Raw genomic sequence first — 12,645 nt, forward strand, 5'->3', positions numbered from 1 at the left:
GTTCCAACGCTTCCATGCGTGACGGTGCAGCCGAGAAATCCGGAATAGTTCAATAGCAAAGTGCCACACAGCAGAAGCGGGGCGGAAGATAAGTGAGATAGAGCCATTTTGCCAGCATTTACTGACGCCAGATTTCCACCATCTCCAGGCGCCTCGACGCCTTGGGATCCGCGCCCTTCAGCCCAAGGCGACCGATTGCCGCGGCAGATTAAGCCCGACAGCCTCGCCAGGGATGTCTAAGCTCTATAGCCACATGCGCGTGCCGGTGGCGGCGCGGCGGCTTCACGAGAGCCTCCGCCACAGCCCCATCGTGGCGAAAGAACTGGCCCGGAGCCGGCATAGCGTTGAGCCGACCCCGTAACCAGGACCCTGACCATGCACGACATCGACCCCGTGGAAACCCAGGAATGGCTGGACGCGCTGGAGTCCGTCCTCGAAAAGGAAGGCGAGGAACGCGCCCACTACCTGATGACCCGCCTCGGCGAGCTGGCCAGCCGTACCGGCACCCAACTGCCGTACGCCATCACCACTCCATACCGCAACACCATCCCGGTCGGCCACGAGGCACGCATGCCCGGCGACCTGTTCATGGAGCGGCGCATCCGCTCGCTGGTGCGCTGGAACGCCCTGGCGATGGTGATGCGCGCCAACCACAAGGATCCATCGCTGGGTGGGCACATTTCCACCTTCGCCTCCTCAGCGACCCTCTACGACATCGGCTTCAACTACTTCTTCAACGGCCCCACCGATGAACACGCCGGCGACCTGGTCTACTTCCAGGGCCACGCCTCCCCGGGCTTCTACGCCCGCGCCTACATCGAAGGGCTGCTCAGCGACGAACAACTGGAGAACTTCCGCCAGGAAGTGGACGGCAAGGGCCTGTCCTCCTACCCGCACCCGCGGCTGATGCCGGGCTTCTGGCAATTCCCCACCGTATCGATGGGCCTGGGGCCGATCCAGGCGATCTACCAGGCACGCTTCATGAAGTACCTGGAGAGCCGTGGCTTCATTCCCGCCGGCAAGCAGAAGGTCTGGTGCTTCCTCGGCGATGGCGAGACCGATGAGCCCGAATCCCTCGGCGCGATCTCCCTGGCCGGGCGCGAAAAGCTCGACAACCTGATCTTCGTGGTCAACTGCAACCTGCAGCGCCTGGATGGCCCTGTGCGCGGCAACGGCAAGATCATCCAGGAGCTCGAAGGCGTGTTCCGTGGCGCCAACTGGAACGTGATCAAGGTGATCTGGGGGCGCCTGTGGGACCCACTGTTCGCCAAGGACACCGCCGGCTTGATGCAGGCCCGCATGGACGAAGCAGTGGACGGCGACTACCAGAACTACAAGGCCAAGGACGGCGCCTACGTACGCGAACACTTCTTCGGCAAACGGCCCGAGCTACTGGAAATGGTCAAGGACCTCTCCGACGAGGAAATCTGGAAGCTCAACCGCGGCGGCCACGACCCCTACAAGGTGTATGCCGCCTACCACGCAGCGGTGAACCACAAGGGCCAGCCCAGCGTGGTACTGGCCAAGACCATCAAGGGCTACGGCACCGGCACCGGCGAGGCGAAGAACATCGCCCACAACATCCATGAGATCGACGTGGAAAGCCTGCGTGCCTTCCGCGACCGCTTCGACATTCCGATACGTGACGACGACCTGGCAAATCTGCCCTTCTACCGTCCCGACAAGGACAGCGCCGAAGCACGCTACCTGAAGGAGCGCCGCGCCGCGCTGGGCGGCTTCATGCCTCATCGGCATGGCAACAGCCTGCGCATCCCGACACCGCCGCTGGAAACGCTCAAGGCGCTGCTCGACGGTTCGGGCGACCGCGAAATCTCCACCACGATGGCCTTCGTGCGGATCATTTCGCAACTGGTCAAGGACAAGGAACTCGGCCCGCGCATCGTGCCAATCATCCCCGATGAGGCACGCACCTTCGGCATGGAAGGTATGTTCCGTCAGCTCGGCATCTACTCCTCGGTCGGCCAGTTGTACGAGCCGGTCGACAAGGAGCAACTGATGTTCTATCGCGAGGACAAGAAGGGCCAGATTCTCGAGGAAGGCATCACCGAGGCAGGCGCCATGTCCTCCTTCATCGCCGCCGGCACCGCCTACAGCAACTACCGCCAGCCGATGCTGCCGTTCTACATCTTCTACTCGATGTTCGGCTTCCAGCGTATCGGCGACCTGGCCTGGGCCGCCGGCGACAGCCTGACGCGTGGCTTCATGCTCGGCGGCACCGCCGGGCGTACCACGCTCAACGGCGAGGGCCTGCAGCACGAGGACGGCCACAGCCATGTGCTGGCGTCGGTCATCCCCAACTGCCGCACCTACGACCCGACCTACTCCTACGAGCTGGCGGTGATCATCCAGGAAGGCGTGCGGCAGATGATGCAAGAGCAGCAGGATGTCTTCTACTACATCACCGTGATGAACGAAAACTACCCGCACCCGCCGCTGCCCAAGGGCGTCGAAGACGGGATCATCAAGGGCATGTACCTGCTCGACGAAGACCGCCGCGACACCGCCCACCACGTGCAGTTGCTCGGCTCCGGGACCATCCTGCGCGAGGTCGAGGCTGCCGCGCGGATACTGCGCGAAGACTTCGGCATCGGCGCCGATGTCTGGTCGGTACCGAGCTTCAACGAACTGCGCCGCGACGGCCTTGCCGTGGAGCGCTGGAACCGCCTGCATCCGGGGCAAAAACCCCGGCAGAGCTATGTCGAGCAATGCCTGGGCGGCCGCAGGGGACCGGTGATCGCCTCCACGGACTACATGAAGGTGTACGCCGAACAGATCCGCCAGTGGGTGCCGAGCAAGGAGTACAAGGTGCTGGGCACCGACGGCTTCGGCCGCAGCGACACTCGCGCCAAGCTGCGGCACTTCTTCGAGGTGGATCGCCACTGGGTCGTCCTGGCCGCGCTGGAAGCCCTGGCCGACCGGGGCGACATTGAGCCGAAGGTGGTGGCCGAGGCCATCGCCAGGTTCGGCCTCGACCCCGAGAAACCCAACCCGCTGGACTGCTGAGGATAGGCACGATGAGCGAGACAATTCGCGTACCCGACATCGGCAACGGCCAGGGCGAAGTCATCGAACTGCTGGTCAAGGTCGGCGACCGCATCGAGGCGGACCAGAGCCTGCTGACGCTGGAGTCCGACAAGGCCAGCATGGAAATTCCCGCACCGAAGGCCGGTGTGGTGAAGGCCATCAAAGTGAAGATCGGCGACACCCTCAAGGAAGGCGATGAAATCCTCGAACTGGAAGCCGAAGACGGCGCCGCCCAGGCCACGACGGAAGAGCCGCCACCCCCCTCCGCAGAAGCCCCCAGGCCTGCTGCCGTCGCACCTGCGCCGCCTCCTGCGCCTGCGGTCAGCGGTGGCGTGGAAACCATCAAGGTGCCGGATATCGGCAATGGTCAGGGCGAGATCATCGAGCTGATGGTCAAGGTCGGCGACCGCATCGAGCCGGACCAGAGCCTGCTGACGCTGGAATCCGACAAGGCCAGCATGGAAATTCCCGCGCCGAAGGCCGGCGTGGTGAAGGCCATCAAAGTGAAGATTGGCGACACCCTCAAGGAAGGCGACGAGATTCTCGACCTGGAAGTCGCGGGAGCGCCCCAGGCCCAACCTTCCCCACCGCCGGCGGAAACGCCCGCGGCCGCTCCGACCGAACCGGCAAAGGCGCCGGCACCGGTTGGCGCACCGAGCCGCGGTGGCATCAAGGTTCACGCCGGCCCCGCCGTGCGCATGGTCGCCCGCGAGTTCGGCGTCGACCTGGCCGAAGTGAAGGGTACCGGCCCGAAAGGCCGCATCCTCAAGGAAGACGTGCAACTCTTCGTCAAGGAGCAGTTGCAGCGCGGCAAGTCAGGCGCGCCGGCTGGCGCTACCGCTGGCGCGGGCATCCCGCCGATCCCGGAAGTCGACTTCAGCAAGTTCGGCGACGTGGAAGAAGTGGCGATGACCCGCCTGATGCAGGTCGGCGCCGCCAACCTGCATCGCAGTTGGCTGAACGTGCCGCACGTGACCCAGTTCGACTCCGCCGACATCACCGACGCGGAGGCTTTCCGCATCGCCCAGAAAGCGGTGGCGGAAAAGGCCGGCACCAAGCTGACCATCCTGCCGATCCTGCTCAAGGCCTGTGCACACCTGCTCAAGGAAATGCCGGACTTCAACAGCTCCCTGGCCCCCAGCGGCAAGGCGCTGATCCGCAAGAAGTACGTGCACATCGGTTTTGCCGTGGATACGCCCGACGGCCTGCTGGTGCCGGTCATCAGGAACGTCGACCAGAAGAGCCTCCTGCAGCTCGCCGCCGAAGCCGCCGAACTGGCCGAGAAAGCGCGCACCAAGAAGCTCTCCGCCGACGCGATGCAGGGCGCCTGCTTCACCATCTCCAGCCTCGGCCACATTGGCGGCACCGGCTTCACGCCGATCGTCAACGCGCCGGAAGTGGCGATCCTCGGTGTGAGCAAGGCGACCATCCAGCCGGTATGGGACGGCAAGGCCTTCCAGCCGCGCCTGATGCTGCCGCTGTCGCTGTCCTACGATCACCGCGTGATCAACGGGGCGGCCGCCGCGCGCTTCACCAGGCGGCTGGGCGAACTGCTGGAGGATATCCGCAGCCTGCTGCTGTAACCGGGCGAACCGTTCCCAGGGCATTCGGAACGGGCATTCACGGGATTTGCGATACCCAATGGCGGGCCCACGCGCCGCTCGATGGGTATCGCTTCGCTCCACCCATCCTACGAACCGGCGAAGGCAGTCACTCCTGGGCACCGCAGCCGTTCACATACGATCCAGCGGAATCTTCAGGTAGCGCACGCCGTTGGCCTCGGCCGGCGGCAACTCGCCGCCGCGCATGTTGACCTGGATCGACGGCCAGATCAGCGCCGGCGCGTTCAGCGTCGCATCGCGCTGCCGGCGCATGGCGACGAAGGCGTCCTCGTCCACCCCCTCGCGCACGTGCACGTTGCCCTGGCGCTGGCGTGCCACCGTGGTCTCATGCTGGTGCTCTTCACGCTCCGCGGTGAGGTAGTCGTGGCACATGAACAGGCGGGTATCGTCCGGCAGCGCGAACAGGCGCTGGATCGACCGGTAGAGCGCCCGTGCATCGCCGCCGGGGAAGTCGCAGCGCGCGGTACCGTAGTCCGGCATGAACAGCGTGTCGCCGACGAAGGCCGCATCGCCTACCCGATAGGTCATGCACGCGGGCGTATGGCCGGGAGTGTGGAGCGCCTCAGCCTGCAACCCGCCGATGAAGAAGCTCTCGCCATCGTCGAACAGATGGTCGAACTGGCTGCCGTCGCAGGGGAAGTCGACGCCGATATTCAACAGGCCGGCAAACGTCCGCTGCACCTCCGCAATCGCCCTGCCGATGGCCAGGCGCCCGCCCAGTTCCCGCTTGAGCAGGGCCGCCGCCGACAGGTGATCGGCGTGCAGATGCGTCTCCAGCAGCCACTCCACCTCCAGCCCCTGCCCGCGCACGTAGTCCGCGATGCGCCGGGCGCCAGCGTGGGAGGTGCGCCCCGCGGCGGCATCGTAGTCGAGCACCGGGTCGATGATCGCGCAACGCCGCGTGCCCGGGTCGCTGACCACATAGCTGTAGGTGGATGTCGCCGGATCGAAGAAGTGCTGGATAACCGCGCTCATGCCGTCCTCCCCTGCGCTTCGCGCCGTGCCTCGAATGCCGTGTACAGCCCCATGCCCGCGAGCATCGCCAGGCAGAACAGCGCAGCCTGCCAGTAGCCGGCGGCGAAGGTCACCAGCGCCGGTCCCGGGCAGATGCCGGCGACACCCCAGCCAACGCCGAACAACAGGCTTCCGCCGATCAGCCGTGCATCCAGATCGCGACGCTGCGGCAACTGCATGGTGCCGCCCAGCAGCGCGCGGTCACGCCGCCGCGCCCAGCCGAAGAACGGCGAGGCCACACCAATGGCGGCGACCATCACCAGCGCCAGCGACGGATCCCAGCGGCCGGCGAGATCGAGAAAGCCCAGCACCTTGGCCGGGTTGGCCATACCGGCCAGCAGCAGACCAACGCCGAACAGCAGCCCACTCAGGAACGCAGCAATCTTGCGCATGCCTCAACCTCCCAGCACGTGGCGCAGAACGAATACCGTGATGAAGCCCGTGGCCATGAAGCACAGTGTCGCCACCAACGAACGGCCAGACAGCCGCGACAGGCCGCACACACCATGCCCGCTGGTGCAGCCGGCGCCGAAGCGGCTGCCCACGCCAACCAGCAGGCCGGCCACTACCAGGCTCGTCCAGCCGGCATCGATACGAATCGCCGGCAGTGGAAGCAGAACCGCCCACAACAGCGGTGCCCCCAGCAGGCCGAGCAGGAATATCGCCCCCTCGCCGCTCCAGCCGGAGCGTTTGAACAGCCCGCCGAGCAGGCCGCTGATGCCAGCGACGCGGCCATCCAGCACGGCGAACAGCCCCGCCGAAAGGCCGATCAGCGCACCGCCGGCCAGGGCACTCCAGGGGCTGAAACTGCTCCAGTCGATCATTTCGGCTCCTCCGCGCAGAACAGGCGGTGCAAGGTTTCGATCACCGCCAGCGCCTCGCTGCTGGCGATACGGTAATAGACCTGCTTGCCGTCGCGCCGGGTTTCCACCAGCGCTTCGCGGCGCAGCACTGCCAGTTGTTGCGACAGCGTCGGCTGGGCAATGCCGGTGCACGCCTCCAGCTCGCCGACGTTCATCTCGCCCTGGGCCAGTTGGCAGAGCAGCAGCAGGCGGTCGGTGTTGGCCAGCGCCTTGAGCAACTGACAAGCCGACTCGGCCGATTGATGCAGCCGCAGGATGTCTGCGGGATCGATGGATAACGTAGTCATGGCATCTTTCTACAAAAAAATAATCTATATTTTTATATATTGATTTGCCGGTGCTGGCCAGCCCTGCGTTGCGCCATCAGATCAGCGGTTTTTCATAGCGCCAGGCATCGCCGCCGTCCTCGTAGTAACCGGCGATATGCCCGAATCGCCGATAACCGCTGCGCTCGTAGAGGCCAATGGCGGCGGCGTTGTCGACGCGCACTTCCAGCCGCAGCCGTGTGCAGCCACGTTCGCGGGCACGGCATTCGCTGCGCTGCATGAGCCCGCCCCCTACCCCGCGGCCACGCGCTCGCGGAGAAACCGCCAGGGAATAAAGGCGCGCCACCTCGGAACCACGACGAAACAGCGACAGCGCATAACCAAGCAACTCGCCCTCATCCTGCGCAACCTGCAGCTCGGCGCTGGGCACCTGGAGCAGGCGGCGAAGGCTGCGCGGGCTCAGCCGGTCTCCCTGGAACGACTGTTCTTCCAGTTGCAGCAGATGCGCTAAATCCTCAGGCGTGGCAAGGCGATATAACAACGACATGCGTTCTCCGTAAAACTTTCGTAATGAACCGGGACATTTCCCGAAGTTACTGCTTAATAGAAGCACGGCAACTTCCAGAAAGGCCAGGAAACAATGTCATCACTACAAACCAACTTCGGCGAAAAGAGCAATGCAAGTTCACTTTCGATCATCCCCCGCAACACTGATGAAACGCCAGGAGGCAGGCACTCCAGCCGGGTCATGATCATCGTTGAACGCAAGGAAGACTGGTCTTCATATATTCCCAGCGAAGACATGCTGACAGCCCGTGAATATCTCGAAGAGTCACGTCAGTTCGAACCGGGCAAGCGCGTACAAGTCATCAACCTGTGTCGCAATTATAAATATCTCGGCCACGGTTATTATTGTTCGCTGCTGGCCGAGGCGCGCGGGCACAAAGTGATTCCGCCGGTACGCACCATCAGCGAACTGGCGAAGAAGTCGCTCTATGGCCTGGCCCTGGACGACCTTGAAAAATCACTGGAGAAGGCCCTCGCCCAGCATCCCTGCGCCAGTACCGATGGTTTCACTCTCAGCCTGTACTTCGGCCGCACCGACCTCGAACCGCTGCAGGACATCGCCCGCCAACTGTTCGAAGCCTTCCCCTGCCCTATCCTGCTGGTGGACTTCCGCCGTACCGACACCTGGCACATCGCGGGCGTCCGCGCCGGCGCCCTGCACAAGCTGCGCGAGAGCCAGGAAGACCAGTTCGCCAATGCCCTGGACGCATTCAGCCGAAAAGTCTGGCGCCAACCACGCTCGCGGCGGCTGGCGCGCTACGACATGGCGATCCTGCACAACCCCGACGATGCCCTGCCGCCGTCCAATGACCGTGCGCTGGAGAACTTCATCCGTGTCGGCAAGGGCATGGGCATCGACGTCGAGCTGATCGGCAGGAAGGATTACGCGCGACTGGCCGAGTACGACGCACTGCTGATCCGCGAGACCACCAGCGTAGACGACCACACCTACCGCTTCGCCAAGAAGGCCGAGAGCGAGGGGCTGATCGTGATGGACGACCCGGCGTCGATCCTGCGCTGTACCAACAAGGTCTACCTGACCGATCTGCTGCGCAGCCACGGCCTCGGCATGCCGGCGAGCGAAATCCTCTACCGGGACAACCCGCAGGAGCTGGAACGGGTCGGCATGCGCCTGGGCTTTCCATTGGTGCTGAAGATCCCCGACGGTTGCTTCTCCCGTGGCGTCTACAAGGTGGAAGACGCCCGGCAGCTACGCAGCGCCGCCGCCGACCTGTTCGAGCATTCGGTGCTATTGCTGGCACAGGAATTCGTCTTCACCGAGTACGACTGGCGCATCGGCATTCTCAACCGCAAGCCGATCTATTCCTGCCAGTACTTCATGTCGCGCGGGCACTGGCAGATCGTCAACCACAAGGCCGGCGCCATCGGCGAATGCCGCACCCTGCCAGTCAGCGAGGCACCGCGCGCCGTGGTGGAGCTGGCGTTGCGGGCCGCCAATCTGATCGGTGACGGCCTCTACGGCGTCGATCTCAAGGAGGTCGGTGCCGAGGTCATGGTGATCGAGGTGAACGACAACCCGAACCTCGACGCCGGTATCGAGGACGCCTGCCTGAAGGACGAGCTGTACCGCCTGGTGCTGGGGGAGTTCATCCGCCGCCTGGAGCTGAAACGGCACGGCCAGGTCCGCTGACGCCCCTTTCCCGCACGTTCCCCGCGCCACCTGGCGTGGTTCAAGGAGTCTTCATGGAACCGTTGCACATCGGCCTGACCATTCTCATCGCCATCGTGGTGTTCGGCACCGCGATCAATTATTTCGATCACCGCATGAAGCCGCGCGACATCCGCGAGCAGGCGCGCCGCAAGGTTCAGCCGAAGCGCACACAGTAAATCGGCGGCAGATTGGCCGACAGGCAGCTCCAGTGATCGCCGCCATCCTCCGACAACCACAGGCTACCTGTGGTGGAGCCCAGGGCCAGGCAGGCGCCGTCGTCATCCACGGCCAGGCCGTGGCGGTACACCAGGTCGAACGCCGCGCCCTGGGGCAGGCCGTTGTCCAGTACGTCGAAGGTAGCCCCTCCATCGCAGGTACGGGTGACGACGAAGCGCCCATCCACCGGCACCCGGCACTCGTCCTTCTGCGCCGGGACGAACCAGGCGGTTTCGGGACGGGTCGGATGCACTGCCACCGCGAACCCGAAGCTCGACGGCTTGGCCTGCACGTCGTGCCAGTTCGCGCCGCCATCGCTGGAGGTGAAGATGCCGTTGTGATGCTGCACCCACAGCCGCTCGGGCTGCGCCGGGCACTGCACCAGCCGGTGCGGGTCCTGGATGGCGCCCTCCTCGCGCAGCTCCGGCGGCATGTAGTCGGCGTACATGCCGCGGGTGGTATTGCTCCAGTTGGCGCCGCCATCGTAGGTCTGCCAGACGCCGCCGCAGGACACGCCTACGGTCAGGTGCCGGCTGTCGCGCGGGTCGACGCTGACCGAGTGGATGCCTGGCCAGTCGTAGCCGCCGCCGAACCAGCGGGCGCGCTCCGGCCGGTCCCACAGTGGGCGATTGAGCTCCCAACTGTCCCCACCGTCGGAGCTGCGGAACAGTCCGCCGGGAATGGTGCCTGCCCAGAGCACACCGCACTCGCTGGCGCCGCCGGTTTCCAGGCACCAGATCTGCTGCAGGCTCCACGGCGCGGCGGGAGCCTCGCCCTCGGCCGGCGCGGGCAGCGGGTCGGGTTGCGGCGGATAGATCGGCACCGCGCATTCCTGCCAGCTTTCACCTGCGCGCTGGCGCCACAGCTTGCAGCCGAAGTGGCCGAGATTCAGCGCCGCGTAGAGCGTCTCGTCGCGGGGGTCGGCCAGCACCATGCTCAGCGGTTCGCCGACGAACTCACGGCGAACCTCTCGCCAACCACCGCCGTCACCGCGCTGGAAGGTGAACAGTCCCTTGCGGGTCGCCACCAGCAATCGATCGTCCATTGCCACGCTCCTGCCAGTTCAAGAGAAGTCGTCGAGCACGTGCGCTTCCCTAGCCGCCGCTCAGGGCCTGCACCACGTAGACCTCACTGTCAGGCGCCAGCACATCGCTGAAGCCGCCCCGGTCGCGCACACGCAGGCCGTCGATGAAGATCGTCAGGTGCCGGCGCAGCCCGCCCTGGTCATCCAGCAGGTAGCCGCGCAACGCGGGCGTCTCGGCGAACACCGCCTCCAGCGCACCAGCCAGGGTCACCGCCGGCAGTTCACGCTCCGCCACCGGAACGTGACGCTGGATCGAGGGTGCGAAGGCGATACGGCACATGGAACGAACCCGGCGCAATCTGGCGATAGCACCAGTCTAGTGCAGCGAGAGGTGGCGATGGCACGGGGCGACCGGACGCACCGGGTCGCGCGCAGCGCCTCTGGAATGGGCAAGTCAGCGGCGCGGGCCGCACATTCAGTTTCGATTATTCAAAACCAAGCATCTTGAAAATCACATTTAATAAACGCATCGGCCTGTGCGAGGCTGCCATCATCGTCAGCCATTTCATTCGACATGCACCCGCCCGTTTCGCCCGCACCGTTGGACTCCACTGCCGCCCGCAAGGCCGGCAGCGCTGTCCGCCTGCCGCGCAAACATGCTCGCTGGCTCGAACTGCAACCGCTGACCCTGCCTCTCGAACTGGCCTTCTGGGCGCTCTGGCATTGCCGCCACGCGCGTCCACCGGATATCGCCAGCCGCTGACCGTCGGGCCGCCAGGCCCGGATTTCCATCGACGGAACTACGCTCAGGAAAAGCCTTTCCAGAACAAGACGTAGCCCGTTGCATCGCTTGCCTGCCCATACCCATGCCGATCGGCATGGCCCCGGCCTGTGCAGGTCGTCAGCGCACCCGGATGGGTGCTAACGAGAGCCACATGAATTTCGCCTCTGTGCAAGAAGCCCAGTATTTCCTGGCCCAGAACCCCGACATCGAGATGGTCGAGCTGTTCATCCTCGACGCCAACGGCGTACCGCGCGGCAAGTTGCTGCACCGGGAGGAACTGCTCGCGGTGTACCAGTCCGGCCGGCCTCTGCCGAGCACCATCCTCGGCCTGACCCTGCACGGTGAGGACGTCGAAGACTCCGGCCTGGTCTGGGATGTAGGCGACATCGACTGCCGCGCCTATCCGCTGGCCGGCAGCCTGGTGCGCCTGCACTGGCGGCAGATTCCCACCGCAGCGGTGCAGGTCAGCATGCACCCCGAGGAAGGCAAGCCGGCGAACATCGCCGACCCGCGCCATGTGCTGATCAAGGTGATCGACCAATTGAAGTCCGACGGCTACCACCCGGTGATGGCCTGCGAACTGGAGTTCTACCTGCTCGACGCCAAACGCGACGCCAATGGTCGCCCGCAACCGGCGCTGGACGCCGACGGCGGCCGCCCGCGTGCCACCCAGGTCTACGGCCTGCGCGAACTGGAGCAGATCGAGCCGTTCCTTGCCGATCTCTATGCGGCCTGCAAGGCCCAGGGCATTCCGGCACGTACCGCGATTTCCGAATATGCGCCGGGACAGGTGGAGATCACCCTGGAGCACGGCGACGCGCTCGTCGCAATGGACCAGGCGGTGCGCTACAAGCGCCTGGTGAAGGGCGTTGCGCACAAGCACGGCATGCAGGCCTGCTTCATGGCCAAGCCGTTCGACGACCTGGCCGGCACCGGCATGCACATGCACGTGTCACTGGCCGACGCCGAGGGCAATAACCTGTTCGCCAGCGAAGACCCTGCCGGTACTCCGCTGCTGCGCCAGTCCGTGGGTGGCATGCTGAAAAGCCTGCTCGACTCGCTGCTGCTGTTCTGCCCCAACGCCAACTCCTACCGCCGCTTCCAGGCCAACAGCTACGCACCGCTGGCGCCGACCTGGGGCTGCGACAACCGCACTGTCAGCCTGCGCGTTCCCGGCGGCCCGGCCAACACCCGACACGTGGAGCACCGCATCTGCGGAGCCGATGCCAACCCTTATCTCGCTGCGGCGGCCATCCTCGCCGGCATCCACCGCGGCATCCGCGAGCAGATCGACCCGGGCGCGCCGGTGGAAGGCAACGGCTACGCCCAGGCCAAGGAACTGCTGCCCACCGACTGGCTCACCTCGCTGCGCGCGCTGGAGCGTTCCAGTTGGGCGCGGGACGCGCTGGGGCACGAGTTCCTTGGTGTGTACCTGAAGGTGAAGCAGGCCGAGTACCGCCAGTTCATGGGCGAAGTCGGCGAGCAGGACTGGCGCTGGTACCTGACGCAGGCGTGAAGCGGCCCGCAACGAGCCTTCGCCCAGGCAAGGGCTCCGGCGAGAAACGAATGACA

General features: G+C 65.2%; 13 protein-coding genes. 6 read left to right on the top strand and 7 right to left on the bottom strand.

Annotated features, from left to right (window positions below; genetic code table 11):
* The first annotated feature begins 375 nt into the window (after positions 1 to 375).
* Both aceE and aceF read left to right on the top strand, forming a co-directional pair.
* The gene (gene aceE / locus OU419_RS18225; protein WP_254475576.1) at positions 376 to 3,024 is read left to right on the top strand and encodes a pyruvate dehydrogenase (acetyl-transferring), homodimeric type; all 2,649 of its coding nucleotides are present in this window, start codon (positions 376 to 378) and stop codon (positions 3,022 to 3,024) included.
* Between the two features lie 11 nt (positions 3,025 to 3,035).
* Complete coding sequence (aceF, locus tag OU419_RS18230) at positions 3,036 to 4,628, top strand: dihydrolipoyllysine-residue acetyltransferase (RefSeq protein ID WP_268171901.1); 1,593 nt, start codon at positions 3,036 to 3,038, stop codon at positions 4,626 to 4,628.
* Between the two features lie 150 nt (positions 4,629 to 4,778).
* On the opposite strand, the gene OU419_RS18235 is transcribed toward aceF, so the two are convergent.
* The 5 genes from OU419_RS18235 to OU419_RS18255 form a co-directional block, all read right to left on the bottom strand.
* Positions 4,779 to 5,642, bottom strand: coding sequence for an MBL fold metallo-hydrolase (locus OU419_RS18235; RefSeq protein ID WP_254476772.1), 864 nt, complete (start codon positions 5,640 to 5,642; stop codon positions 4,779 to 4,781).
* Positions 5,639 to 6,073, bottom strand: a complete 435-nt coding sequence (locus tag OU419_RS18240; RefSeq protein WP_254476771.1) for a DUF6691 family protein — start codon at positions 6,071 to 6,073, stop codon at positions 5,639 to 5,641. Before OU419_RS18240 ends, OU419_RS18235 begins: the two co-directional genes overlap by 4 nt.
* Positions 6,074 to 6,076: 3 nt before the next feature.
* A complete protein-coding gene (locus OU419_RS18245) occupies positions 6,077 to 6,505 on the bottom strand; it encodes a YeeE/YedE family protein (RefSeq protein ID WP_254476770.1) in 429 nt (142 codons plus the stop codon).
* Positions 6,502 to 6,831 carry an ArsR/SmtB family transcription factor gene (locus tag OU419_RS18250; RefSeq protein WP_254476769.1) on the bottom strand — a complete coding sequence of 110 codons (330 nt, stop codon included), beginning with the start codon at positions 6,829 to 6,831 and terminating at the stop codon, positions 6,502 to 6,504. The genes OU419_RS18245 and OU419_RS18250 overlap by 4 nt, the downstream gene beginning before the upstream one ends.
* A gap of 76 nt (positions 6,832 to 6,907) precedes the next feature.
* A complete protein-coding gene (locus OU419_RS18255) occupies positions 6,908 to 7,357 on the bottom strand; it encodes a GNAT family N-acetyltransferase (RefSeq protein ID WP_254476768.1) in 450 nt (149 codons plus the stop codon).
* 93 nt (positions 7,358 to 7,450) lie between these two features.
* Here OU419_RS18255 and OU419_RS18260 point away from each other — a divergent pair, with 93 nt between their 5' ends.
* Both OU419_RS18260 and OU419_RS18265 read left to right on the top strand, forming a co-directional pair.
* The gene (locus OU419_RS18260) at positions 7,451 to 9,028 is read left to right on the top strand and encodes a RimK family protein (protein ID WP_254476767.1); all 1,578 of its coding nucleotides are present in this window, start codon (positions 7,451 to 7,453) and stop codon (positions 9,026 to 9,028) included.
* 53 nt (positions 9,029 to 9,081) lie between these two features.
* Complete coding sequence (locus OU419_RS18265) at positions 9,082 to 9,225, top strand: hypothetical protein (protein WP_254476766.1); 144 nt, start codon at positions 9,082 to 9,084, stop codon at positions 9,223 to 9,225.
* On the opposite strand, the gene OU419_RS18270 is transcribed toward OU419_RS18265, so the two are convergent.
* Both OU419_RS18270 and OU419_RS18275 read right to left on the bottom strand, forming a co-directional pair.
* Entirely contained in the window at positions 9,204 to 10,310 is a 1,107-nt protein-coding gene (locus OU419_RS18270) for a WD40/YVTN/BNR-like repeat-containing protein (protein WP_254476765.1), read from the bottom strand. The genes OU419_RS18265 and OU419_RS18270 overlap by 22 nt on opposite strands.
* A gap of 49 nt (positions 10,311 to 10,359) precedes the next feature.
* Positions 10,360 to 10,629 carry a MoaD/ThiS family protein gene (locus OU419_RS18275; RefSeq protein WP_254476764.1) on the bottom strand — a complete coding sequence of 90 codons (270 nt, stop codon included), beginning with the start codon at positions 10,627 to 10,629 and terminating at the stop codon, positions 10,360 to 10,362.
* A gap of 234 nt (positions 10,630 to 10,863) precedes the next feature.
* On the opposite strand from OU419_RS18275, the gene OU419_RS18280 reads away from it, so the two are divergent.
* Positions 10,864 to 11,052: a hypothetical protein gene (locus OU419_RS18280; RefSeq protein ID WP_254476763.1), complete on the top strand. Its 189-nt coding sequence runs from the start codon at positions 10,864 to 10,866 to the stop codon at positions 11,050 to 11,052.
* A gap of 172 nt (positions 11,053 to 11,224) precedes the next feature.
* Positions 11,225 to 12,589, top strand: coding sequence for a glutamine synthetase family protein (locus OU419_RS18285; RefSeq protein WP_254476762.1), 1,365 nt, complete (start codon positions 11,225 to 11,227; stop codon positions 12,587 to 12,589).
* Positions 12,590 to 12,645: the final 56 nt, after the last annotated feature.

The organism is Pseudomonas triclosanedens, assembly GCF_026686735.1.
Classification (GTDB): Bacteria; Pseudomonadota; Gammaproteobacteria; order Pseudomonadales; family Pseudomonadaceae; genus Pseudomonas; species Pseudomonas triclosanedens.